The sequence below is a fragment of the Acinetobacter lwoffii genome (assembly GCF_024129685.1).
In the GTDB taxonomy this organism is placed as follows: Bacteria; Pseudomonadota; Gammaproteobacteria; order Pseudomonadales; family Moraxellaceae; genus Acinetobacter; species Acinetobacter lwoffii_X.
The window spans coordinates 14,740-40,287 of the sequence record NZ_JAMXXL010000017.1; the positions used below are offsets into that span (position 1 = coordinate 14,740).

Below are 25,548 nucleotides of genomic sequence, written 5' to 3' on the forward strand. Positions count from 1 at the left end.
ACGAATCCTTGTTATTCTTAATTGAGTTCATTCACATACGCAACAAACTTGCGACCACGCTCAGGATAACCCGAGAACATATCAAAACTTGCGCATGCAGGAGACAATAGCACGACATCATGTGCCTGAGTGTGCTTTTGGCAGATTTCTACTGCCTGCTGCAAGCTGTCCGCATGAATCAGTTCAGTCGTACCCGCAATCGCTGCTTCAATGACGGGACGATCTTCACCGATTAATACCGCTACTTTGGCATATTTGCTTAATGATTCACGCAAGGCTTTAAAGTCCTGCCCTTTGCCCTGACCACCGAGAATAATCGCGACTTTACCGCCTTGGGCTTCAATGGCCATGCCGAGACCGTCCAGTGCTGCCAAGGTTGCGCCGATATTGGTACCTTTGGAGTCGTTATAATAACGTACGCCTTGCACTTCTTTAACGAATTCACAGCGATGTTCCAGACCTTTAAAGGTCTTTAAGGTATTCAACATGCTTTCCAGTGGCAGGCCAATCGCTTCACCCAGCGCCAGACAGGCTAAGGCATTGGCAACATTATGCGTGCCCTGCATATACATCTCGGTACTTTTCAGCAGACGCTCACGACCACGCGCCAGCCAGATGCTGCCATCCGTATCCTTGAGAATACCGTACTGGTTCATATCTGGTGCATTCAGGCCGAAGCTTTGCATCGGTGTTACGTCCGGTACCAATGGACGGGTCAAAGAGTCATCACGGTTATAGACGACTTTTTTCACACCCTGGAAAATCCGGTGTTTCGCCGTGTGATAACCCATCATATCGCCATGACGGTCCAGATGATCTTCACTCATGTTCAACACCACCGCGACTTCAGCCGCCAGATTTGAGGTGGTTTCCAGCTGAAAACTGGACAGCTCGAGTATATACAGCTCAGGATCATCTTTGGTTAGGTCTAGCGCAGGACGGCCTAAGTTACCACCGACGGCAACTTTTTTGCCTGCATCTGCTGCCATCAGGCCAATCAAGGTCGTCACGGTACTTTTGGCATTAGAACCGGTAATCGCCACGATAGGCTTATCCGTAGCACGGCGTAAAATCTGGATTTCACTGACTACGGGAATACCCTTGTTGATGGCTGCCTGAATTTCAGGAAGTTTAGGATCAAGTCCTGGGCTGATCACGATTTCTTCCGCAGACAACAACAGCTCGGCATCAAACTGACCGAAACTGGTCTGAACTTCAGCGGGTATCTGCTCATGCCCTGGCGGGTTAGCTCTAGAATCTGTTACTGCAACGCGGTAGCCCTGACTATGCAAGAAATTGACTGCTGCAACACCTGATATTCCGAGTCCTGCAACGACTTTTAACCCACCACGTTGTATTAACATTTTCGCCCCATATTTTGGTCTATTTTGAAACTGACGAAATGGTAGCACTTTGCTGTTTTGAATGCCTTTTCTGATTGGCTTTTCTGCACATTTTTTTTGTGTCCATGCGTAAAAAAACCGTCATGATCATGACGGTTTTTAAAATTCAGCCAGAAAAGGAAATTATTTCCATTTCACCGCTTGTTGGGCTGGCTTTTCTTCTGAACTTTTTTCTGAAACCGGACAGGCACAGTTGCCACCACAGCCTGCAGCCATACCCGGTTGCAGCCATTTGGCCAGACGCTTCCAGCCCTTGGCTGCACAGGCATCAGACAGCTTCTGGAAGACTGAGTTAGAGGTGTTCGGAAACACCTTTTTGAATACGACCAGCATGCTCCAAAGCACCAGTGCTGCCACAATGAAAATTTCAATCATCTCAATCTCCCATACATATACAATGCAGCAAATTCAATTGGCCAAGGCCAAGCTGAGATTTAGCCCAAATAATATGAAGCAATTTGATAAGTCAGGAATGACATGAAATATGCCAGACCAAACAGGTAAACAGTCATGATACTGACGGTTTTCCAGGAACCGGTTTCACGTTTAACCGTTGCCAGAGTCGCTAGACAATGTGGTGCATAAATAAACCACACCAGCAAAGACAAACCTGTCGCAACTGACCAGCCCAGATCACCTCCACCGCTGATCAGCGCAGCCAGACCTTCAGACATCGCATCTTCATCAACTGCCGACATCGCATAGACTGTGCCCAGTGCTGCAACGACCACTTCACGCGCTGCCATCGCCGGAATCAGGGCAATACAGATCTGCCAGTTAAAACCGAGGGGTGCAAAGATCGGTTGCATCAGATGACCGAGCATCCCTGCCAATGAATAATCAATGGCCGGCAGGGTTGCGCCTTCTGGTGGCTGCGGGAACGTACACAGGAACCACAGCACAATCGATAAGGCGAAGATGATGCCGCCGACACGTTTCAAGAAGATTTTGCCGCGATCCAATAAGCCGATCCAAACGTTCTTCAAGTCCGGAAAACGGTAGCTTGGCAGTTCCATCAGCAGCATGTGCTGTGATTTATCTTTGTGGAAGAATTTCAACACAAAAGACACCAGCAAGGCACTTACGATACCTGCCATATAAAGACCGAAAAGCACCAGACCTTGCAGATTCAGGAAACCCCAGACAGTTTGTGCGGGTACAAATGCCGCAATTAGCAAGGCATAAACTGGCAAACGCGCCGAACAGGTCATTAAAGGTGCAACAAAAATCGTGGTTAAACGATCTCGTGGATCACTGATGGTCCGCGATGCCATGATGCCGGGAATGGCACAGGCAAAGCTGGACAATAACGGAATAAAGGCACGTCCTGATAAACCGGCTTTAAACATCAGTTTATCGAGCAAGAAGGCTGCACGCGGTAAATAACCCGATTCTTCCAGTACCAGAATAAAGAAGAACAGAATCAGAATTTGTGGCAGGAATACGACTACTCCGCCTGCACCGGCAATAATCCCATCTACCACCAGACTATTCAGTAATGGGTGCGAAATATATTCGCCGAGGAACTCACCCAGCCAGCCGAAGAAGGTTTCAATCCCATCCATAAACGGCGCAGCCCAGGCAAATACCGCCTGGAAAATCACGAACATCATTACGGCTAAGCTGAGTAAACCCAATACCGGATGTAGAAAAATCTTGTCGAGGAAGTCGGTACGTTTATCTTCCTGATCGACGAAATTGACCACGTCATTCAGAATATTTTCCACGCGCTGGTAACTGTCACCTTTCAAGCCGCTGAGTTCGGTCTGTGGTAAAGAATACTTGCCTTGATCTAGCGCATTTTTCAGGTTTTCAATCCCTGAATTGCGCACAGCCACCGTTTCTACCACAGGTACGCCTAGTCGCTCAGACAGCTTCTGGGTATTGATCTGCATACCACGACGGCGTGCTTCATCCATCATGTTCAGCACAACCAGCACCGGACGACCCAGCTGAATCATTTCCAGCACCAGACCCAGATGTAATTTCAGATTGGTGGCATCTACCACACACAAAAATGCATCCTGCTCCTGCTCTTCCGCAATTTTACCTTGTACGACGTTGCGAGTAATCTCTTCATCCGGACTGGTCGCATCCAGACTATAAGTCCCCGGCAAATCCAGTACCCGTACCGCTTTGCCTGAAGCAAGCTGAAAGGTACCGACTTTACGTTCAACCGTGACACCCGCATAGTTACCGACTTTTTGGCGTGTTCCGGTTAAGTGGTTGAATAATGAAGTTTTACCGCAGTTAGGGTTACCGACAAGGGCAATACGTAATGTATCACTCATGCCGACACCGCCTGTTCGATTTCAATTTTGGCTGCTTCTGATTTACGCAAAGCAAAACGTGTGAATCCAACTTGAATCAAAATGGGATCTCCACCAAAAATACCTTTAGTAATGACCTGTACCTTTGTACCTGGTACAAAGCCTAAAGTTTCCAAACGACTCGCGACAACATCGTGTAGAGCACTTTCACCATCAGTTGTTCGACTCACTTTTCGAATGATGGCAATTTGTTTTGCTTTTAAATCAGACAAACGCACCGTGAAATTCCTAAACTATTTTGTACAGTATACAAACAAATGAGAATAATTAACAAATAAGATTAATTACATTTCGATTTAGCCTTATACCACATCGACACTGTCATAAAATTAAACTACAGTGGAGAATACCAATCCCAATTATCGCTTTTTCAGATCAGATCCTTTCACCCTATGCTGAATAAAAAACCCCGTATTCCTGCCCCTGTCCAGATTCCTGATGCGTTCAGTTATTTGCAGGGTTTTCGTGATTATCTGATTGCGCAGACTGTCAGCCCGCATACCCGCAATGCCTATTTGTCCGATCTGGTGCAATGTGCAGAATGCCTGAGCAAGCCTCTACCGGAATGGAATCATGATGATATTTCCGATGTACTGATTGCGCTGACCAAACAGCAAAAAAGCCCACGTTCGATTGCCCGCTGCCTGTCTGCCTTGCGTTCATTTTATAAATTTCTGCGTGAGCAGAAACTGCGTAGCGACAATCCGGTGACTGCACATAAAACCCCAAAACTGGGTCGGGCCTTACCTAAAGATTTATCCGAAGCGGATGTCGAGGCTTTGATTCATGCCCCCGATATCAACACGGCATTAGGGCTGCGCGATCGCGCCATGTTTGAAGTGCTGTATGCCTGCGGACTGCGGGTGACCGAACTGATTAACTTGCGGCTGGAACTGATCAACTTAAAACAGGGCTATTTACGTATTGTGGGTAAAGGTAATAAAGAACGCCTGGTTCCGATGGGAAAAATGGCCTGTGAATGGGTGGAAAAATATCTGAATGAAGCCCGTCCGCAACTGTATAGGACTTCGACCGATTATCTGTTTTTGACCCAGCATGGCGGTATCATGAGCCGGCAGAATTTCTGGTATGCCATTAAGCGTTATGCGCTGCAGGCCGGAATCCAGTCCGAACTGTCACCGCATACCTTGCGCCATGCCTTTGCGACGCATTTACTCAATCATGGCGCAGACTTACGCGTGGTACAGATGCTGCTCGGGCATACTGATCTGTCTACCACCCAGATTTATACCCATGTGGCACAGGTACGGATGCAGCAGCTGCATGCCACCCATCATCCACGGGCTTAAAATATATCCGGACGCAATAAACTGAGAAGTTTGACGTGTGGGTATTTTTTTTTGTTATGCTAATGCTCTGTTTTTAATCCAAGAAGAAAAGGGTTTTTTATGACATTTGCCCGCTCAAAAATTTTTATGGCTTGCACACTTGCTGCTGGTTTGGGTCTGACTGCGTGTTCCAATTCCACTAACAACGATAAAAAGCAAGAGTTGACTGCAAGCGCACCTGCGACGGGCGAAGCCTCTACCCTGACCGAACGCAATGCAGAACAGCGTCTGGCTTCTACGTTGGAAAAGCATTTCAAAACCGCTGGCATCAGTGCCAAAATTACCGACATTAAAGCCACTGAAGTGCCGAACCTGTACTGGGTGAGTCTGGAAGGCATGTCTGCGGTCTATGTCACCAGTGACGGTAAATATCTGATTCAGGGCGATGTGATCCGTCTCGGCGACAAACAGCTACACAATGTCAGCGAAAACCTGCAGGCAGGCATCAACAATAAACTCTTTGCTGAACTCAAGCCAGCAGACTTGCTGGTCTATCCAGCTAAAGGCAAAGCCAAGCATGTGGTCTATGTGTTTACCGATGTCAGCTGTCCGTATTGCCATAAATTCCATGAGCAAATGGATGAGATGAATGCCAAAGGCATTGAAGTGCGTTATATCGCCTGGCCGCGTGGTGAACAGCATATGCCAGCCATGGAAGCGATCTGGTGCAGTGCCGACCGCCGTAGTGCGTTTGACCAGGCGATTGCCGGTGCACAGATTAGCGCAGAAAAATGTGAAAATCCTGTTCAAGATCAATATCAAATGGGTCTGAATATGGGCGTGAATGGCACCCCTGCCATTTATAATTCAGAAGGTACTTATCTGGGCGGTTACCTGTCTACATCGGAATTATTGAATCGGCTTAAATAACTCATTTTAATAAGTTATTTAACTTTATTTTATAGATAAAGATATTCTGAAATGACCCTAGAGTCAGGCGGGTTTTTTAGCTATGATCTAGGCTCTTGTAAAAAACTGTTTAATTTGGAGTGTGACGTGAAACCAGTTCGTCTGGCAATCCTCGGTCTTGGTACTGTAGGTGGTGGTGCCTTGAAACTATTAAAAGAAAATGCTGCTGAGATCAAACGTCGCACCGGTCGTGAAATTGAAATTACCCATGTAGGCACCCGTCGTCCACGTCCTGATCTGGATCTGCCAGAATCGGTTAAACAAAGTGCCGACTTGATGGACATCGTACGTCAACCTGATGTAGACGTCGTGGTTGAAGTCATGGGCGGAATTCATCCTGCTTTTGAAATTATTATGGAAGCCATGAAACATGGCAAACATATTGTAACGGCCAACAAAGCACTCTTGGCTGAACACGGCAACGAGCTATTTAAAGCGGCTGAAGACAATGCCGTACAGATTGCCTATGAAGCGGCAGTGGCCGGTGGCATTCCGATTATTAAAGTGATTCGTGAAGGTCTGGCAGCCAACAAGATTGAATGGCTAGCCGGTATTATTAACGGCACGGGTAACTTCATTCTCAGTGAAATGCGTGAAAAAGGCCGCGCTTTTGAAGATGTGTTGAAAGAAGCTCAAGAACTGGGTTATGCCGAAGCTGATCCAACCTTTGATGTGGAAGGAATTGATGCTGCACACAAGCTGACGATTCTGGCCTCATGTGCCTTTGGTATTCCGCTACAGTTTGACAAAGTTTTTACTGAAGGCATTGGCAAAGTCACTGCACAAGACGTGAAATATGCCGAAGACCTCGGTTTCCGGATTAAACACTTGGGCATTGCACGCCGTACCGATGCCGGGATTGAACTCCGTGTACACCCGACCCTGATTCCAGATGACCAGCTGATTGCCAATGTGAATGGTGTAAAAAATGCGGTTCTGGTACAAGCCAATGCGGTCGGCCCTACACTGTACTATGGCGCTGGCGCAGGTGCAGGACCAACGGCTTCTGCGGTTGTTGCCGATGTGGTCGATATTGTCCGTGACATCATTTATACAGAAGATGGCGCAGGCACCATTCCACAACTGGCTTTTGAAGCGCTCAGTGATTTACCGATCTTGAGTCGTGAACAAATGACTACCGGCTATTACATCCGTATTAATGCCGAAGATCAGATGGGCGTGCTTGCCGATGTCACCACGATTCTCAGTCGTGCCGGCATCAGTATTGATGCAATCATGCAGCAACCGCGTTTATCCAAAGACCTTATTCCTATCGTGATTCTGACCGATCCAGTCAAGGAATCAAAAATGGATGCAGCGCTTTCACAAATTCAAGCATTACCCGTCATTCATGGCGAAATTGTACGAATTCGTTTAGAATCGCTTGATAATTAATCGGGTTGAGGGGAGGATTCCCCTTGCCAAGCTCTACACACAATTGGAACATCATCATGTCGAATGCCAATCGTTATACTGGTTTAGTTGACCGCTATCGCGACCGTTTACCAGTGTCTGCAACTACTCGTGCGATCTCTTTGGGTGAAGGTAATACTCCACTGATCAAGCTTGAGAATATTCCACGCATTATTGGTAAAGATGTTGAAATTTATGTGAAGTACGAGGGCTTAAACCCGACTGGTTCATTTAAAGACCGCGGTATGACTATGGCTGTGACTAAAGCCGTTGAAGAAGGCTCTAAAGCTATCATCTGCGCATCTACCGGCAACACCTCTGCGGCGGCGGCGGCATATGCTGCACGTGCTGGCATCAAAGCATTCGTGCTCATCCCTGAAGGCAAAATTGCCATGGGTAAAATGGCTCAAGCGATGATGTATGGTGCGATCACCATGCAAATTCGCGGTAACTTCGATGACGGTATGCGTCTGGTTAAAGAAGTTGCCGATCAGGCACCGGTAACGATTGTAAACTCAATTAACCCGTACCGTCTGCAAGGTCAAAAAACCATTGCTTATGAAATCGTTGAAGCTTTAGGTCGTGCACCGGATTATCACTGCCTGCCAGTCGGTAACGCGGGTAACATCACTGCGCACTGGATGGGTTATACCGAAGCGGTTGCCAACCAGTCGAAAGAAGAATTTGAGCAAGTCGTTTACGATGCTGAAACTGATGCTTTCACTGGTCCTAAACCGGCAGGCTTGCCAATCATGGCAGGTTATCAAGCGTCTGGTGCTGCACCGTTCCTTCGTGGCGGTCCAGTAGAAAACCCGGAAACTGTTGCAACTGCGATTCGTATCGGCAATCCGCAAAGCTTCAATCATGCTAAAGCGGTTGTGCGTGATTCAAACGGCTGGTTTGATGAACTGACTGATGCGGAGATTCTTGAAGCTCAACGTCTGCTTTCTATGTATGAAGGTGTATTCGTAGAGCCTGCGTCTGCTGCGTCTGTCGGCGGCGCGATCCGTGACATTAAAGCGGGTAAAATTGCTGAAGGTTCAGTGATCGTATGTACCGTAACGGGTAACGGTCTGAAAGATCCAGACACTGCTATCAAGCAATGTGCTGATGCCGTGATGTTGTCGATTGATGCAACTATGAGTCAAGTTAAAGACTCTATTCTGTCGAATATGTAATTCCGGCCAGAATTAAAAAAACCCTGCACTTGCAGGGTTTTTTATGAACCAATCAATTAGATTCGTTTAGGTTGCTGGCTGACCCAACTCATTAAACGGGTCGCATCATTGGTACGCGCCTGTGAGCTGTTTGCGCCTAAAAGTACCACCGCCACCGGACGGTTATTCAGAGTCGTGTGCATCACCACACAGCGCCCTGCTTCATTAATAAAACCGGTTTTAGAAATATTGATATTCCATCCGCCATTACGTACCAAGGCATTGGTATTATTCGATTTCAATACACGATAACCCAAGTTAAAGTCATAGCTTGGCGTGGTCGAGAACTGACGAATCAGGCCGTATTGAGAGGCCGTATTTACCAAGATTCCCAAGTCACGAGCTGATGCCACGTTACCCGGATGCAAACCTGTTGATTCCATAAAGCGAGTGGAGTTCATTCCCAGCTCTTTAGCTTTTGCATTCATTTTGGCAATAAACGCTGATCGACCACCGGGATAGGTCCGTGCCAAAGCGGCTGCAGCCGGATTCTCGGACTTCATCAGAGCAAACAGTAAAGCTTCAGCACGGTTCATGCTGTCCCCTGCTCTTAAAGTCGAGCTTGAGCTTTTACAGCCTGAACAGGAAAAATCAGCCTGTTGCAGGGTGATTTTTTCCGACATATTCAGACGTGTATCAGAAATCACCACCGCTGTCATCAGCTTGGTAATCGATGCAATCGGATAGGCAGTATTGGTATTTTTGCTAAACAGCACTTCACCGGTTTGCGCATCCATGACCAGTGCAGCCCGTGCATTGACAGAAGGTTGATTACTAAAATGATTGGTATCAATAATCTGCGGCGCAGTATAAGCAGGTTTGATTACTGCTGGCGCTGCTGTGCCGGCCTGACGCAAAGTGGTGGTCACTGTTGCAGACCCGGGTGGCGAAGGCTCATTGGCTGACGCATTAAAATCATCGCTCATTAACTGGTTAACTTCTTCAGAAGACCAACTAATGCTGGAACCGTCCTCTGCCGTGCCAGAATTCATAATGATTTCAGCAAAACTTGTCGTGCTCATGCTGATTAACACGGACAGGCCGAGTAGATGCCTTAAAGACTTGTTTATTTTCTTCACTATTCCTTCACTCAACTAACAGAGGTAAGATTGATTTGCGTATTACCTCTAATATGCCTTACATTTAAACACAATGCCGAACATTTTTTGTTCTTGACACTGTGTGATAAGTTTCAGATTTAATCTTGCGAATAGGATTGCTAATTTTGTACTTTCATTGCAAGCTTATTTTGCTTTATGTAACAAAAAAATGATTTTTTTAACAGAGGGAGAGCGTAGGTGATCACAGTTTTAGTTGTGGACGACCATGAATTAGTTCGTACTGGAATTTGCAGAATGCTAGAAGACCATGCGGAGGTTCAGGTAATTGGACAAGCTGAATCTGGTGAAGAAGCGATCTCTCTAGTTCGTCAACATCATCCTGATGTAGTTTTGTTAGATGTGAATATGCCGGGCATTGGTGGCGTAGAAACCACGCGCCGTCTACTTCAGAGTGCGCCGGAAACCAAAGTTTTGGCGGTTAGCGGTTTAGCAGAAGAGCCTTATCCGTCCCTGTTATTGAAAGCCGGTGCCAAAGGTTATATCACCAAAGGGGCCCCGATTTCGGAAATGGTCCGTGCGATTAACAAAGTCATGCAAGGCGGCAAATATTTCAGTGCCGACATTGCGGAACAGTTAGCCAGCTCTTACCTTTCTGATACACAACAATCCCCTTTTGATGCATTGTCAGAACGTGAAATGCAAGTGGCGATGATGGTGGTGAATTGTATCAGCGCCCAGGAAATTGCCGACAAGCTCTTTGTGAGTGTTAAAACCGTGAATACTTATCGTTACCGTATTTTTGAAAAACTGAATATCGATAGCGATGTCAAACTGACTCATCTGGCCATGCGCTATGGACTCATTAAACCTTAGCTTTTAACGAGTTCCGGTGCATATGGCACAAAAATCCAGTTATTCTGCGCTCAATCAATATCATCTCGGTATCTGGTATAGCGCTTATCGCTTGCTGATCAGCACCGGCCTACTGCTGATTTTTCTGCTGACCTACCCCGAACTCACCACCGATTATCAATATCCGCAGCTGTATTATTATGCGCTAGGAATCGGGGTTGCGATCAATACCGTACAGCTGTTTGCGCTGAAATGGATCAGACGACTGATCCAGCCGCAGCTGATCATGATTTTCTTTAGCGATGTCTGCGTTCTAAGTTTGCTGACTTTGGCCAGTGATGGTCCTAATCTGCAAATCGGGCTGCTGTTTGTGATTACCATCTTTTCTGCATCTTTATTATTAGATGCAAAAAAGGCCTTAGTTGTCACCCTTATTGCGGTCATCAGCGTTATTTATCAGCATTTTATCGGCAGTATTTTTGCATTTTCATCACTCAGTAATATCAGTAATAGCGCCCTGCTGGCCTTTTTGTTTTTTGTGGTTTATGGCACTGGGCAGATCGCCGTACGCCGTTTCCAGATTCTAGAAAATTTGAACTTCTCTCAATCACTGGAACTGCATCGCTTACAGAATATTAACCGCTATATTCTGGAACAGATTGAAACCGGTTATCTGGTACTGGATGAAAACTACCATGTGGTACTCAGTAATCCCGCTGCCTGTAATCTTTTGGGAATTGAGTCCAAATACGGTCATGAGAAATTCACCTTATCTCAGTCACAGCCAGATTTATTTGAACTGATCCATTTTGAAACCCTGGAAAATGGTGAGCGCTTTCAGTTTGAATCCCAGCAAAGTCGCTATAATATTCATGTGCAGGTACAAAAGCTGATTGTGCCGCATCAAACCTTGATGCTCCTTGTCTTACAGGATGCCAAAAAACTGAATCAGCAGGTGCAGCAACTCAAACTTGCTGCTCTGGGTCAGCTCTCTGCCAGTATTGCGCATGAAATTCGCAATCCCTTGGCGGCCATTGTGCAGGCCAATGATTTATATCTGGATTCAGAAACTGAACAGCAACAGCTACTCCAGCAGATGATTGGCCGACAGGCGATCCGGATTGACCGAATTATTCAGGACACGCTAAATATGGTCAAAAATAAAGAAACCCATCCGGTGCCGATTCATCTCAATGAATTTATCCCGTTATTTATCCAGGAAGATTTGGCCGATATTCGCGATCAGATTCAATTTAATATTGATATCCCTTTGGTGATTCAGTTTGATGAAGCACAGTTCCGGCAAATCCTGATTAATCTGATTCGTAATGCGATTCGTCACAATTCAGCCGATGCTGCTTATATTCAGCTGAATGTGCATCCCTATGAACATCGGGTCTGGATTGACGTACGGGATTTTGGCTCTGGCGTAGCCGTACATGACCAAGCTCTATTGTTTAAACCCTTTTTTAGCACATCGATTAGTGGTACCGGATTAGGATTGTATTTATCACATAGTTTTTGCGAAGCAAATCAGGCACAATTAAACTATATACAACAAGAACAGGGCGCATGCTTTCGCATCAGCTGTCAACGTATTACGCTTTAAAGGGGTCAAGGAAGATGAATGGGGAACAACAACCACTGGTGCTCTTGGTGGATGATGAGGAAGATTTGTGTACCCTCATGCAAATGTCATTGCTGCGCATGGGAATTCGCACGCACATTGCCCATCGTTTGGAAGACGCTAAAAAATGCCTTGCCAATCATCAATATGATGCCTGTCTGACCGACCTGAATCTGCCCGATGGCAATGGTTTGGAGTTACTGGATTGGATTGGCAATCTTTACCCGACACTTCCGGTCGCAGTTCTGACCGCCTATGGCAACATGGAAATCGCCATTGCCGCGCTCAAAGCAGGGGCCTTTGATTTTGTCAGCAAACCGATTAATCAGAAACATCTGGAACAGCTCTTACAAAAAGCGCTGAATAAACCGGTGGATTATTCGCATAATAATCCGAATGATGCGCTCGAACATAAAATGCTGATTGGACAATCCATGCCAATTCAGCAATTACGCATTACCTTACAAAAAATTGCCCGCTCACAAGCACCGGTTTTTATCACGGGTGAATCGGGAACAGGTAAGGAAGTCGTAGCCAATCTGGTCCATCGCCTGAGTAACCGCAATGAAGGTCCTTTTATTGCGATTAACTGTGGCGCCATTCCGACTGAATTGATGGAAAGCGAACTGTTTGGGCATAAAAAAGGCAGCTTTACCGGCGCTGCTCAGGATAAACAGGGCCTGATTCAATCTGCACATGGTGGCAGTCTGTTTCTGGATGAAATTGCAGAATTACCGCTTTCCATGCAGGTCAAACTGTTACGTGCCGTTCAGGAAAAACGTATTCGTCCACTCGGTTCAGATACCGAAATTGATGTGGATTTCCGCGTGATCAGTGCTACCCATCAGGATCTGGAAGCCTTGGTGCAACAAGGCAAATTCCGCCAGGATCTATATTTCCGTATTCATGTGATGGATCTGACTTTACCGCCGCTGCGTGAACGAGGCCAAGATATTCTGTTATTGGCCGAACACTTTATTCAGAAGATTTGCCAGGAATGGGGCATTCCCAATAAAAAACTGACCGAACGCAGCAAAGAGTTCTTATTGGGACAATATTATCCAGGTAATGTGCGTGAATTGCGTAATATTATGGAACGCGCGATTACCTTAAGTGATGAAGAGCGGATTGATCTTCAGCATTTGCAGAGCGCACCGCTACGTCAGGCGCTAAATAGCCCTCAGGAGATGAATACGTTCACGAGCGAGATCATTGCGACCGAAATCCTGATTGCACCTAAAAAGCTGCCTGAAGAGGGTCTAGAGCTGTATTTGGAAAAGGTCGAGAAAGAAATTTTAATGAATGCGCTGAATCTGACCCACTGGAACCGGACACTGGCCGCCAAAAAACTCGGCATGTCGTTCCGTTCCCTGCGCTATCGCTTGAAAAAGTTCGGACTGGATACCGAGGAAGACGAATAATTATTTTTGCAGGAGCAGCAAGTCTGTGACATGGTCCAGATAGCTCTCCTCACGCATTTCCTGCTTAAACGGATAGTTGAAATGCGGCTGCACGCCCCGCCCTTCAATCATCTGGCCACTCGGGCTAAAGTATTGCGATACCGTCATCTGCAAAGCCGAACCGTTGCTTAAAGGAAAGAGTTTCTGTACTACGCCTTTGCCATAGCTCTTTTCTCCGACCACCCAGGCACGGTTATGTTCTTTCAGGGCTGCTGTAAACACTTCTGCTGCAGAAGCCGAGCGGTTATTAATCAATACCCCAACTTTCAGATTCTGAAACTCAAAACTCGGCAAGGCCTGAAATTGCTGGTTGCCTTCAGCACGACTTTTGGTCGACACAATCACGCCCTGATTCAAAAATAAATCAGCAGATTCAACTGCGGCCGAGAGTAAGCCACCGGGATTATTGCGCAGATCAAATAATACGGCTTTTAAGCGTTTATCTGAGTAACTTTCGATTAGACGCTTGATTTCATTGGCAGTATCTTGCTGGAAAACCTTGACCTGCAATACTAGTACCTGATTATTGTGCAAGCTCGATTTAATTTCAGTATCCAGTTTGGTATTGCGGACCAGACGAACGGCTGGACTTTGCGGGGAAAGCTGGATCATGAGCGTAGAGCCAACTGCTCCGCTCAATAACTGCCGGACTTGTTCCTGATTCAGGCTACTTAAGACCTGATCGTCAATTTTATAAACTGTGACGCCATTCCTTAGTCCCTGCTTGGCTGAATCAGCATCGGCACTTAGCCCCTGAACTACCCATTGTTTCATCCGCGGGTCAAATTGCAGATCGAAATCAATGCTGGCCAGATCCCCTTCGGTATATTCACGCAACTGTTTATAATCTTCAGGCGACAAATAACGGGAATAGCGGTCTAAGCCACTGACCAGACCCTGAATGGCCTGTTGAAACAAGGCATCGTCATTTTTATCTTGAATATAATTGTCTTTCACGATGCCATAAATTTGTACGAATTCCTGAATGGATGCCACAGGAATTTCAGAATAGACCTGCCCATCCATTTCCATATCATCGAATGCGGGCTCATTTGAACCCACACCCCAGGCTGAATGACTCAAACACATCAGTAAGCATGGTATTACAACAGACTTCCAGCGTGTTCTTGCCATTCTTTGACCTTTTTAGAATTTTATCGAAAATTATGCATCAAGCTGAATCAGGTTACGACCTTGCATTTCAGCAGGTACCGGAACTTGCATCAGGCTTAATAAAGTCGGTGCGACATCTGCCAGTACACCGCCTTCTGAGATCGTGGCCTGAGTTGGACCAACATAAATAAAGGGAACCAATTCAGTGGTATGCTGAGTATGTACCTGACCACTGTGATAGTCCTGCATCTGCTCTACGTTACCATGATCGGCAGTCACAATCATATGACCTTTTTGCGCCATCACAGCTTCATAAACTCGGCCCAAACAGGTATCGACTGCTTCAACCGCTTTCACCGCAGCATCGAATACGCCAGTATGACCAACCATATCCCCATTGGCAAAGTTCACGACCAGCAGGTCAAATTCACCTGAATTGATCGCAGCCACCAGCTCATCAGTCACTTCATAAGCACTCATTTCCGGTTTGAGGTCATAAGTGGCTACGTTTGGCGATGGAATCAGGATACGTTTTTCACCCGGATATTCATCTTCACGGCCGCCGCTGAAGAAGAAGGTCACATGCGCATACTTTTCTGTTTCCGCGATACGCAGCTGGGTTTTACCCAGGTTAGAGAGGTATTCGCCAATCGAGTTGACCAATGCTTCAGGCATATACGCCACAGGTGCATCAATCGTGGCTTGATAACGCGTCAACATGACAAATCTCGCCAGATTTGGCACGACTTTGCGCTCGAAACCAGTAAAGTCTTTTTCTACAAATACGCGAGTCAATTCACGGGCACGATCGGCACGGAAGTTCATGAATACAACGCTGTCACCATCCTGGATTTTTGCCAGCTCGCCAATACGGGTGGCTTTAACAAATTCGTCAGACTCATCTGCGGCATAGGCTTGTTCGAGACCTTCAACTGCGCTAGCAGCTGTACGAACCGCTTCACCTTCAGTCAACAAGCGATAGGCCTGTTCAACACGATCCCAACGGTTGTCACGATCCATGGCAAAATAACGGCCAATCATGGTCGCAATACGACCTTGACCTGGATATTGAGCGAATAAGGCATCGAGTTTTTCTAAAGAAGGTTGTGCGCTTTTAGGCGGCGTATCACGACCATCTAAGAATGCATGTAAATAGACTTGCGCACCGCGTTTTAGCGCTAGCTCTGCCATCGCCACAATATGATCTTCATGGGAGTGCACACCACCTTCAGACAAAAGGCCAAGCAAATGTACTGCCCCACCTGCAGCTTTGGCTTTCTCCACCGCATCGACCAGTACTTCATGTTCAAAGAAGTCGCCAGTACGAATGTCTTTGGTAATTCGGGTAAAGTCCTGATACAGCACACGACCTGCGCCGAGGTTCATATGTCCGACTTCAGAGTTACCCATCTGGCCATCTGGCAGGCCGACATCTTCACCTGAACCCGAGATCAAACCATGCGGATGCTTGTCCTGTATCGCAGTTAAATTTGGTCGTTTAGCTGCTAAAAATGCATTGTCTTCGACCGCTTCGCGATGACCCACACCATCCATAATCACCAAAACGTGAGGGATTTTGCCAGCAGTTGCATCCGTCATAATGAAATACTCTGTTCGTCTACGAATTAATCGCTCTATTTTAGCGAAGTTTATAAAAAGAGGCCATGACCCGTATATGGTTTAAGCCTCTCATGATGATTGATTTGTTCTATTTTCCTGTGCCTTAGCGCGCCCGATGCAGCAAGTACCCACCGATGCCGAACATGATCAGAATCGGAATAAACACGAACCAGGCCGGAGATGGTGCGTAAATCAGGCTGGCATAGCCAAGAAAATCCTGCAGATAGAAGAAACCCAGTCCAGCAAATAAGGCAATCACCAGACGAAAACCCATGGATTGCTGACGTAATGGCCCGAAAATAAACGAACAGGCAATCACTACTAGTGCGATCAGGGCAAAAGGCGAACCGAGTTTTTGCCAGAAGGCCAGCTGATAGGTTTTCGGTACCTGGCTGTATTCATGCATATAGCTCATGAAACTAACCAGTTGACTCGGCGATAAATCTTCTGGATCAATCGTCACCATATGCACATATTTAGGCTGTAATGCTAGCGCTAAAGGTTGCTGTTGCTGCTTGACCAGTGTGGCATTGCCATTTTGGAGAATGTCGAACTGCTCTGTGTTGTCCAGCGTCCAGGAACCATCTTTAACAAATTGGCCCTGATCTGCCTGCAAGGTACCGCGCAAACGATAGTTCTGGTCAAAGTCCAGCATCTGCACATTTTTCAACTGACCTTGCGAGTTAGCATAATCGATATAAATAAAGCGCTGCCCTTCCCGAGTCCAGTAACCACGAACTTCACCGAGCTGAGCGGCTTTACTGGCACTTTTTACGCTTTTGGCCTGTTCATTGGTATAAGGAATGACCCACTCGCTCAGGGCAAATGACAACACCACCAACAACAGTGCCGAACGGATGACCCAGCCGACAATGCGCCATAAGCTCACACCAACCGAACGCATCACAATCAGTTCACTATTCGAGGCTAATGTACCAAGACCTAAAACTGCACCAATCAGTGCAGAAATCGGCAGGATTTCATATAAATAATTTGGTGCGCCCCAAAGCACATATTTCAAGGCATCCCAGGCGCCATATCCTTCTTTGAGCGAACCAAGCTCACCCAGATAAGTAAATAACACCTGTAAACCCGCCAATACCGCGGTTGCACCCAGCATCGCCAGCGCAGTGGTTTGGGTCACATGTTTTGCAACTATACGACGTGCCAACATTATTAAGACCTCACTCGCTGAATCTGTTTCTTGATTTTGGGGCTCAATTTCTGTTTACGTGAGAACAAGGCACCCGCAATTGCATAGGCAATCAGAATCAATGGATAGGCCCAAATGCCCATTTCTTCTTTACTGATCCGCGTCTTCACTGCCATCAGGGCTACAATCAGACTGGCAAAAATCATGAGGGCAGGAAATAACTTGAGATATCGACCCTGTCGTGGACTCACTTCAGACAAGGCCACAGCCAGAATCAGGGCAATCAGAATCGCAAAAGGAACAAACACCCGCCAGCCCAACTCACTGGCCACCACAGGATCCTGACGGTTCTGCCACAATTGCGAGGTCGGTAAGGCCTCAACTTCAGTACTGGCAAATTGCGCTTCTTCATCGCTTTCTAAGCGCAGACGATAGCTTTCAAATTCAGCTTGAGTATATTGCGGTGTACCCGGATAGATCTCATAACGGCGTCCATTAACCAGATCGACCACATTGGCAGCATCATTCGGTACTTCAATTCGGGTGGCTTCCTGCGCCAGAATCATCACATCCGGTTTGCCTTCTTTTTCCGCACGCTGATAAAAGAAAATATCTTTTAAATTTTTACGGTCTTCTGACAGGTCACCGGCATAAATGGTATAGGGCCCAGAGGAGATAAATTCTTTCGGTCGCACCAGGTCAAAGCCGGTACGTACCGCCTGACTGGTGGTCAGGGCTTCAAACTGGCGAATGCCCCACGGCGCAGCCCACAGCATCAATCCGGCCTGAACAATCAAAAACACCAGGGTCATCGGCACCAGTAGACGCGCCAATTGATGCCGACTGACGCCACTGCCATTCATCACGGCCATTTCATGGTCGACATATAAACGGCCAAACACCAGCATCAGTCCAATAAAGAAACCGAGCGGAAGAATCAGGGTCAAGAATTCAGGCAAACGGTAGCCAATAATGCTAAATAAAATGCCTGCATCCAGACGGCCTTGCGCCGCGACACCAAAATACTTGATCAGTCGACCGCCCATCATGATCAAGGTCAATAAGGCAATCACCACCAAGGATGTCGAGACAACTTGCTTGACCAGATAACGCCGAATAATCAAATTAATTCTTCCAAAATAAGGTCCATAAAACGAGTGCTAGTTTACCCGAATAGCAAAAATATAAAACCTAGGCCGCCCTGCCCATTGAAAATCTATTCGGATAAATGTTTCAATGACTGAATGATTTACCCATCTAGACAGGCGTGAAAACAGAATATGAAACTTACAATTAATACGTCATTCCCAGAGAATGGATCAAGTCAATCTTTGTTGATTTTAGTTGACTCAGAACAACTTCAGAATACAACCGCAACCTATCAAATCAATAATTTAGACACATTAATTGAAGCCTCTCAATTCAAGGCAGCGTTGGCGGAAAGCCTGAGCCTGATTGGTCAGGTGAGCCAGTCCAGCCATGCAGCACTAATTGGTTTAGGCAAGGTCGCTGAACTGCAACCGGCAAAACTTGCAAAAATCGCGCAAACTATTATTCAAGTCACTCAAAAAAAATTCAAACAGATTTCTGTAGATCTGACACAACTTCCACAAGAATTCCATTATCTGTTTGCGCTCTTCCTGACTCAGGCCAGCTATGGTTATGATGAATATAAATCCAAGAAGAATGAATTTGTGCTCGAGCAGATCGACCTGATTGCCACTCATAGCGTCTTAACTACCGAACAGTTGCAACTGGTACAAGCAGTGCAAAGCGGACAAAATCTGGCACGTGACCTGGGCAACCGTCCGGGCAATATCTGTTTCCCTGAATATCTTGCAGAACAGGCGGTGGCTTTGGCGGCTGAATATCCAGACCTACTTAAAGTCACAGTGCTGGATGAACAGCAAATGGCAGATTTAGGCATGGGCGCCTTCCTTGCGGTAAGTAAAGGTTCAGAGCGTCCTGGTCGGATTATCAGCATGGAATATCAGTCAGAGCGTAGCGAAGCACCGGTAGTCTTGGTGGGTAAAGGCATTACGTTTGATACCGGCGGTATTTCCCTTAAACCAGGCGCAGGCATGGACGAGATGAAATACGACATGTGCGGTGCAGCCTCTGTACTCGGTACAATGCGTGCATTGTGCGAAGCCCGCTTACCTCTACATGTGGTGGGAACCATCGCTGCAGCAGAAAACATGCCTTCAGGTAAAGCCACCCGTCCTGGTGATATCGTAACGACCATGAGCGGTCAGACGGTTGAAATCCTGAATACCGATGCCGAAGGCCGTCTGGTGCTGTGTGATACCCTGACTTATGTAAAACGTTTTAACCCTGCTTTAGTGATTGATATCGCAACCTTAACCGGTGCCTGTGTGGTCGCTTTGGGTTCAGTGCTGACGGGTCTGTTCACGCCAGATGATAAACTGGCAGCAGAACTGGAAGCTGCCGGCCAGCATTCCTTTGACCGGGTATGGCGTATGCCGGTACTGGAAGACTATCAGGAACAGCTGGATTCACCATTTGCCGACATTGGCAATATCGGTGGTCCAAAAGCTGGTTCTGTGACTGCAGCCTGCTTCCTGCAACGTTTTACCCGTGAATATCGCTGGGCACATCTGGATGTTGCAGGTACGGCATGGAACTCAGGTACCAATAAAGGTGCAACCGGCCGTCCAGTTCCATTATTGATGCAATTCCTGGCGAATCGCGTTCAAAGCAATGGCTAAAGTCAGCTTTTATTTATTCGAAAAAAGTCCTGAACGACAAGTGGACAGTACTTGTCGTTTATGTCGTAAGATTCTGCGTCAGCCGGCGCGGATTTTGTTACTGTGTGCCGATACGGATTTGCAACAGCAGCTAGATGAACGTCTGTGGAGCTTTGACCCCAGCAGCTTTATTCCACATGGTATTGACCAGCCTCAGGCCACGGTCTGTATTTCGGCGACACTACCGGAACAGTCCGACTGGATTATTTTCAATTTTAATCCGGAAGCACTTGAACCTTACGCAAAATTTAGTCACATTATTGAGATCATTGAAAACCATGAAACGGCTAAACAGTTGGGTCGTGAAAAATTCAAGCAATATCGTCGTTTAGGTATTGAACCGGACACCCATAAGCTTTAACCGATATCATCCACAAGGAGAGGCACGTGGCATTAAATGTAGGTCCCGATTTTAAACAGCGCTGGTTAAATGTGCCGGAAGCTGTACGTCAGACCTTTATCGATGACCTCTCTCGCATCTGCGATATTTTAAAGCCAGAAACGTCTTTGGAAGAATGGCAGAGTCGCGACCAGCGCTTGCAACAGGAATCTGAACGCAAGATCGAAGCCGCGTATGCGCAGCGCAAGGCCGAATTGATTGAAGAAGCCCGTATTCGCAAACAGCTTGCGCTTGAAAAGGCCTTGGCCGAGAAACGTGCCGAAGAACAGGCCTATCAAGAACAGCTACGTCATGAGGAACAGCGCAAATTTAGCGAACAGAGTCAGGCGCTCGCTGAAATAAATACGCATCTAGAGGCTGAAGTGCAGCACTATGTCGCACGTTATGCAAAAAATCCTGAGACGACTTTTGATTTTGCCAGAGGTCGCATCCAGATTGAGGACCAGAGCATTTTATCCGAATTAGAAAGTGTACGTTTACGTCTGGAACTTGAGGCAGAAACCGTGATTGAACAGACCGTCAATGCACTGCGTGAAAAAATGCGTGCGGCGGCCAAAGAAGAAATCGAGTATATGCTGAAAAATTCAGAATTTTCTGATCAGCTACATAATATTTAAATGATCCTTTCACATTAAAAAGCCCGAAAATTCGGGCTTTTTTTTTCTTCTATGTCGCGTCTTAGAAAAAATCTGCCAGCATAAAGGCAGCATTTCCGAGCAAGTAGCCAATGCTTAATAACGTGCTAATCCAGAGGATGCCACCCGCAATATTATAAAAGCTGAATGTGGCAAAGCTCATATGCGCTGAACCGGCGGCAAAAGGGCCAAATGAGCGGACAAAAGGAATAAAACGTGCGATTAAAATAGTTTTACCGCCATGTTTCATAAAATAGTGATTGGTTTTCACCATATATTCTGGCTTGAAATAGCGTGAATGTTGATTGAAATATTTTAAACCAAGAACTTTTCCGGTGTAATAATTCACGCTATAGCCTAGCACCGAGGCAGTGAATAACAACAGCCCCATCGAATGCAGGGTCACCAGATCGCTGCTGGCGCACAAAGCTCCCACAGCCAGCAATAGACTGTCGCCGGGCAGGAAAAAGAAAAACACCGAACCGGTTTCTGCAAAAATCACCAGAAACAGGATTGCATAAATCCATACCCCATATTGATCGAGCAATAGCGGCAATAACTGTTCCAAGTTAAGTAAAAAATCGAGCATTCGACCCGTCCACTAAGGCAATATTTGCAAGTTGAACTGCTGATTATCCCGAAAAATAAAAAAACAGTCTAATTTTTCAATCAGACTGTTCAGTAAATCAACATTTCTCTTATTTTAAGAAACCATTTTCAGCCAGGAAATCCATGCTGATTTTTGATTGCTCAGTAGTTTCAGCGGCTTTATCACCGAGCAATAAGCGCTCGATATAACGTGCCAATACATCCACTTCCAGATTGACCTTGCTACCGACTTTCCAGGTACCGATATTGGTCCGTTCAGCCGTATGCGGAATCAGGTTCAGACTGATCACACTGCCACGTAAATGATTAATGGTCAGGCTAATACCATCAACTGTAACCGAGCCTTTTTCTGCCAGATATTTGGCAATTTCAGCAGGTGCAGTGACTTCATAATAAATCGAACGTGCATCTTCACGAACCAGCGTGATCTCGCCGACTGCATCGACATGACCTGACACAATATGACCACCAAAACGCGTAGTTGGCAACATGGCTTTTTCAACATTGACAGGTTGACCGGCTTTCCAGGTGCCGAGTGTGGTCCGGTTCAGGCTTTCACGGGAAACATCAGCCGCATACCACTTCTCGCCCCAGTCGATCACGGTCAGGCAGATGCCGTTGGTCGCAATAGAATCACCCAGATGTACATCGGACATGTTCAGATCAGTCTGGATGCGTAAACGTACATCGCCGCCAACGCTTTGCAGACTTTCGACTTTACCGAGGCTTTCGATAATACCTGTAAACATTTTTATTTCCTTTTCAATTCTTTTACCAGAGTGCCAACTGGGTGCTGACGCCGGTCGTATCGACACCGCCCAACTCTGCATAATGATGCAGCTGGCTGAGTAATTGACGGATCGGTGGACCTGACTTGGCGTGGGTATCGGTAATCACAATAAATTCCAGCACGCGTGCACGTTCAGACTGGCGCTGTTTGCTGACACGATAACGTGGTACATCCTGGGTCAGCAAGGTCACCCGGCCACGTTTCAGGTTGGCCTGTAACAAATCAGTCGCGCTGATATTCCCGTCAGTAGAATAACTGGTCAGGATGAAACGCGCATTGATAGTGGCCAACAGGCTCTCGTAAGCTTCTTTGGCATATTTAGAGGAGTTGTACTGGCTCGGACGCTCTTTACGCCATGCCCGGTCAATCCCGCTCTTAAAGCCCTTGGTATCCGGAGTCGGTAAATCGGCCTGATCCCATAAAGTCAGCGCATTCAGCACATGATAATTACTGCTATAGGCATGCTGATTATAGGGTGGATCCAGATAAGCCACGTCTACTTCAAAGCCGCTCATCTGGTTAGCCAGATGCTGGGCATCGACACACCACATTTCTGCGGCCATTCCCTTTTTCTGATCCGACTCGCAAAAACGACTTGGTGTTAACCATAATAAAGATTCAATCCGTTCCAGCGCAGTTTGGGTTTTCCCGCCCCAACCATGGTGAAAGCTTTTGAAAACACCAGAAGTATTGCTGACAAAACTGGCGGAATACAGCAAAGGCGCCAGCAAGGCAGACATCTCCACATCATCAATTGCACCTTGTGCCTGCCAGGCGGCAATCTGCTGACGAATCGCATCAATACGCATGCCGTTACGACGTTTGAAGAACAAACGGTCACGGGCTGGATCATAGATTTCATCATTACGTGGACAGAGGTTATGCGTCACCCAGCCTTTAACTTCCGGCAGACGGTTCAGATAATCAATTGCTTTCTGATAGCCACCGAGTTCTTTAAATGCCGGTGCTTCAGTACAGGCCAGTACCGCATGATTCAGCGCATGGCTATACGGCTCCCAGTCATTGGCAATCACACGATAGCCATTCTGACGGGCCAAGCGCGAGACCACGCCTGAACCTGCAAAAAAGTCAGCAAAAATCGGCGCACGACCATCAGCACGGTTCAGAGTTCCCGTACTTTCCAACGCTTCCAGAATTAAATGCAGTAAACGGCGTTTATTGCCCAGATAAGGAACCAGCTGATGGAAAAGATATTCATCGGTGGTACGTGCCGCATGGCGACGTTTATGATAAACCGTAGACTCTGAACTCATAGTGTCTCTTGAAAAGGAATTAGCCTGAAGCGCACGTCATCACCTAAGCGAGTTACATCGCGCAGCTTAAATCGGAGTTGTTCGGCCATATGGCTAAATTCTGCATTAAACATGGTACGCGCAGACCGACCCAATAGGGTCGGTGCAACGTAACTGATCAGTTCATCAACCAATTTTTGTTGTAAAAATGCCGTAGATAAGGTCGCCCCTGCTTCCACCAAGACATCATAAATCTGATGCTGTTGAACCAGTTGCTTTAATAATTCTGCTAAAGGCTGTACCGGCAAGTGTAGCACACCTAGGTCTGCAAGCTCCTGACGAAATGGCCCCATCACCATTACGGTATCGGCTTGCGCTAAAATTTTTGCGTTTAGTGGTAAACGCCCCTGACGGTCTAGAATAATTCGTTTCGGTTGCACCACGGTCTTGATATCTTCAATCCCATCCAGTTGCCGCACATTCAGCTGACAGTCATCCGCAAGAACCGTATCAATTCCGGTGATCACTGCGCCTGAAATCGCACGCCAATGCTGTACATCCTGACGCGCTTCCACACCGGTAATCCATTTCGATTCACCGGATGCCATTGCGGTACGGCCATCCAGGCTTGAGGCAATTTTTAAACGCACATAAGGCATGCCAGTCGCCATGGCTTTCAGGAAACCTTGATTCAGCTCATGCGCTTCATTTTCACAGATGCCAACGTCTACCTCAATGCCGGCATCTTTGAGCATCTGTACGCCCTTTCCGGCCACCAGTGGATTGGGATCTGGACAGGCTACGACAACTTTAGCCACACCTGCTTCCACCAGCCCTTTGGCACAAGGCGGCGTCCGGCCATAATGCGCACAAGGTTCTAAAGTCACATAAGCGGTTGCACCACGTGTCTGTTCACCGGCCTGACGCAGCGCAAAGACTTCAGCATGTGGCTGGCCGGCTTGGGGATGAAAGCCTTCACCAATCACGATGCCATCTTTAACAATGACACAGCCGACATTCGGATTCGGTTTGGTGGAATATTGCCCCTGACGTGCCAATTCAATGGCCCGGCGCATCCAGATTTGATCTTGATTCAGTTCAGCCATGCTTATTCTTGTAATTCTCGTTGTTGCATCTGTTCAATCTGATGACGAAAAGCTTCGACATCCTGAAAATCCTGATAGACCGAAGCAAAACGCACATAGGCAACATGATCCAGAGCAAATAAAGACTGCATCACGATTTCACCGATGGTACGTGATTTCACATCACGCTCACCCAGACGGCGAATCTGTAGCTGAATATCGCTCAGCACTGTTTCAATCTGCTCCTGGGTCACCGGGCGTTTTTGCAAGGCATGCATCAGGGAACGGCGTAATTTGGCTTCATCGAAAGGTTCATTTTTGCCATCCGACTTGATGACGCGCGGCATCACCACTTCATAGCTTTCAAAGGTAGTGAAGCGTTCATTACAACTGACACATTCACGGCGACGACGAATCTGACAGCCTTCAGCTGCCAGGCGTGAATCAATCACTTTACTGTCTGCAGTATTGCAAAATGGGCAATGCATAGCGGTTTAATTG

24 protein-coding genes are annotated in these 25,548 nt (G+C 46.8%); 10 read left to right on the top strand and 14 right to left on the bottom strand.

The features are described 5' to 3' along the window. Nucleotides 1-17: 17 nt before the first annotated feature. From murD to NI464_RS09440, 4 genes are all read right to left on the bottom strand, one after another. The gene (gene murD, locus NI464_RS09425) at nt 18-1,364 is read right to left on the bottom strand and encodes a UDP-N-acetylmuramoyl-L-alanine--D-glutamate ligase (RefSeq protein WP_253138229.1); all 1,347 of its coding nucleotides are present in this window, start codon (nt 1,362-1,364) and stop codon (nt 18-20) included. A gap of 162 nt (nt 1,365-1,526) precedes the next feature. Continuing rightward, on the bottom strand, nt 1,527-1,778 hold the full coding sequence (locus NI464_RS09430) for a DUF6587 family protein (RefSeq protein ID WP_005249694.1): 252 nt from the start codon (nt 1,776-1,778) through the stop codon (nt 1,527-1,529). Nucleotides 1,779-1,837: 59 nt separating this feature from the next. Continuing rightward, nucleotides 1,838-3,694 (bottom strand): ferrous iron transporter B, encoded by a 1,857-nt coding sequence (gene feoB, locus NI464_RS09435; RefSeq protein WP_253138230.1) that lies wholly within the window; start codon nt 3,692-3,694, stop codon nt 1,838-1,840. Next, the gene (locus NI464_RS09440) at nt 3,691-3,951 is read right to left on the bottom strand and encodes a FeoA family protein (protein ID WP_004281065.1); all 261 of its coding nucleotides are present in this window, start codon (nt 3,949-3,951) and stop codon (nt 3,691-3,693) included. Before NI464_RS09440 ends, feoB begins: the two co-directional genes overlap by 4 nt. A gap of 174 nt (nt 3,952-4,125) precedes the next feature. Between NI464_RS09440 and xerD the strand changes: the two genes are divergently transcribed. The 4 genes from xerD (at nt 4,126) to thrC (ending at nt 8,582) form a co-directional block, all read left to right on the top strand. Further along, entirely contained in the window at nt 4,126-5,043 is a 918-nt protein-coding gene (gene xerD, locus NI464_RS09445; protein WP_253138231.1) for a site-specific tyrosine recombinase XerD, read from the top strand. A gap of 99 nt (nt 5,044-5,142) precedes the next feature. After that, nucleotides 5,143-5,952, top strand: a complete 810-nt coding sequence (locus tag NI464_RS09450) for a DsbC family protein (RefSeq protein WP_253138232.1) — start codon at nt 5,143-5,145, stop codon at nt 5,950-5,952. Nucleotides 5,953-6,078: 126 nt separating this feature from the next. Then, complete coding sequence (locus tag NI464_RS09455; protein ID WP_034438395.1) at nt 6,079-7,386, top strand: homoserine dehydrogenase; 1,308 nt, start codon at nt 6,079-6,081, stop codon at nt 7,384-7,386. A 56-nt stretch (nt 7,387-7,442) separates the two neighbouring features. Next, nucleotides 7,443-8,582 (top strand): threonine synthase, encoded by a 1,140-nt coding sequence (gene thrC / locus NI464_RS09460; protein WP_004281061.1) that lies wholly within the window; start codon nt 7,443-7,445, stop codon nt 8,580-8,582. 56 nt (nt 8,583-8,638) lie between these two features. Here thrC and NI464_RS09465 read toward each other — a convergent pair whose 3' ends face one another. Then, entirely contained in the window at nt 8,639-9,700 is a 1,062-nt protein-coding gene (locus NI464_RS09465; protein WP_253138233.1) for a serine hydrolase, read from the bottom strand. Between the two features lie 219 nt (nt 9,701-9,919). On the opposite strand from NI464_RS09465, the gene gacA reads away from it, so the two are divergent. The 3 genes from gacA to NI464_RS09480 are packed head-to-tail and all read left to right on the top strand — an operon-like array spanning nt 9,920 to nt 13,582. Beyond that, nucleotides 9,920-10,555 (top strand): response regulator transcription factor GacA, encoded by a 636-nt coding sequence (gene gacA / locus NI464_RS09470; RefSeq protein WP_004281059.1) that lies wholly within the window; start codon nt 9,920-9,922, stop codon nt 10,553-10,555. 22 nt (nt 10,556-10,577) lie between these two features. Next, on the top strand, nt 10,578-12,143 hold the full coding sequence (locus tag NI464_RS09475; RefSeq protein WP_253138254.1) for a sensor histidine kinase: 1,566 nt from the start codon (nt 10,578-10,580) through the stop codon (nt 12,141-12,143). 14 nt (nt 12,144-12,157) lie between these two features. Continuing rightward, nucleotides 12,158-13,582, top strand: coding sequence for a sigma-54-dependent transcriptional regulator (locus tag NI464_RS09480; protein ID WP_253138234.1), 1,425 nt, complete (start codon nt 12,158-12,160; stop codon nt 13,580-13,582). On the opposite strand, the gene NI464_RS09485 is transcribed toward NI464_RS09480, so the two are convergent. The 4 genes from NI464_RS09485 to lptF form a co-directional block, all read right to left on the bottom strand. Further along, a complete protein-coding gene (locus NI464_RS09485) occupies nt 13,583-14,755 on the bottom strand; it encodes a S41 family peptidase (protein ID WP_253138235.1) in 1,173 nt (390 codons plus the stop codon). It lies immediately after the preceding gene. Between the two features lie 30 nt (nt 14,756-14,785). Further along, the gene (gene gpmI, locus NI464_RS09490) at nt 14,786-16,333 is read right to left on the bottom strand and encodes a 2,3-bisphosphoglycerate-independent phosphoglycerate mutase (protein ID WP_253138236.1); all 1,548 of its coding nucleotides are present in this window, start codon (nt 16,331-16,333) and stop codon (nt 14,786-14,788) included. Nucleotides 16,334-16,457: 124 nt separating this feature from the next. Further along, nucleotides 16,458-17,528 (bottom strand): LPS export ABC transporter permease LptG, encoded by a 1,071-nt coding sequence (lptG, locus tag NI464_RS09495; RefSeq protein WP_253138237.1) that lies wholly within the window; start codon nt 17,526-17,528, stop codon nt 16,458-16,460. Between the two features lie 2 nt (nt 17,529-17,530). Further along, a complete protein-coding gene (gene lptF / locus NI464_RS09500) occupies nt 17,531-18,631 on the bottom strand; it encodes an LPS export ABC transporter permease LptF (RefSeq protein WP_253138238.1) in 1,101 nt (366 codons plus the stop codon). Nucleotides 18,632-18,787: 156 nt separating this feature from the next. Between lptF and NI464_RS09505 the strand changes: the two genes are divergently transcribed. Genes NI464_RS09505 through blhA form a run of 3 tightly spaced genes read left to right on the top strand, consistent with a single transcriptional unit; the run spans nt 18,788 to nt 21,292 of the window. Beyond that, entirely contained in the window at nt 18,788-20,236 is a 1,449-nt protein-coding gene (locus NI464_RS09505) for a leucyl aminopeptidase (protein ID WP_191112166.1), read from the top strand. After that, complete coding sequence (locus tag NI464_RS09510) at nt 20,229-20,636, top strand: DNA polymerase III subunit chi (RefSeq protein ID WP_253138239.1); 408 nt, start codon at nt 20,229-20,231, stop codon at nt 20,634-20,636. Before NI464_RS09505 ends, NI464_RS09510 begins: the two co-directional genes overlap by 8 nt. A 26-nt stretch (nt 20,637-20,662) precedes the next feature. Next, entirely contained in the window at nt 20,663-21,292 is a 630-nt protein-coding gene (blhA, locus tag NI464_RS09515) for a cell division protein BlhA (RefSeq protein WP_253138240.1), read from the top strand. A gap of 61 nt (nt 21,293-21,353) precedes the next feature. Here the strand turns inward: blhA and NI464_RS09520 are convergent, their stop codons facing one another. The 5 genes from NI464_RS09520 to nrdR all read right to left on the bottom strand — a co-directional run bounded on the left by NI464_RS09520 (nt 21,354) and on the right by nrdR (nt 25,535). Further along, nucleotides 21,354-21,899 (bottom strand): VTT domain-containing protein, encoded by a 546-nt coding sequence (locus NI464_RS09520; protein WP_253138241.1) that lies wholly within the window; start codon nt 21,897-21,899, stop codon nt 21,354-21,356. A gap of 109 nt (nt 21,900-22,008) precedes the next feature. Continuing rightward, nucleotides 22,009-22,668: a riboflavin synthase gene (locus NI464_RS09525; protein WP_253138242.1), complete on the bottom strand. Its 660-nt coding sequence runs from the start codon at nt 22,666-22,668 to the stop codon at nt 22,009-22,011. Nucleotides 22,669-22,690: 22 nt separating this feature from the next. Beyond that, on the bottom strand, nt 22,691-23,983 hold the full coding sequence (locus tag NI464_RS09530; RefSeq protein WP_004644908.1) for a DNA adenine methylase: 1,293 nt from the start codon (nt 23,981-23,983) through the stop codon (nt 22,691-22,693). Next, on the bottom strand, nt 23,980-25,068 hold the full coding sequence (ribD, locus tag NI464_RS09535) for a bifunctional diaminohydroxyphosphoribosylaminopyrimidine deaminase/5-amino-6-(5-phosphoribosylamino)uracil reductase RibD (protein WP_253138243.1): 1,089 nt from the start codon (nt 25,066-25,068) through the stop codon (nt 23,980-23,982). The genes NI464_RS09530 and ribD overlap by 4 nt, the downstream gene beginning before the upstream one ends. Before the next feature lie 2 nt (nt 25,069-25,070). Continuing rightward, complete coding sequence (gene nrdR, locus NI464_RS09540; protein WP_004281044.1) at nt 25,071-25,535, bottom strand: transcriptional regulator NrdR; 465 nt, start codon at nt 25,533-25,535, stop codon at nt 25,071-25,073. Between the last annotated feature and the right edge of the window lie 13 nt (nt 25,536-25,548).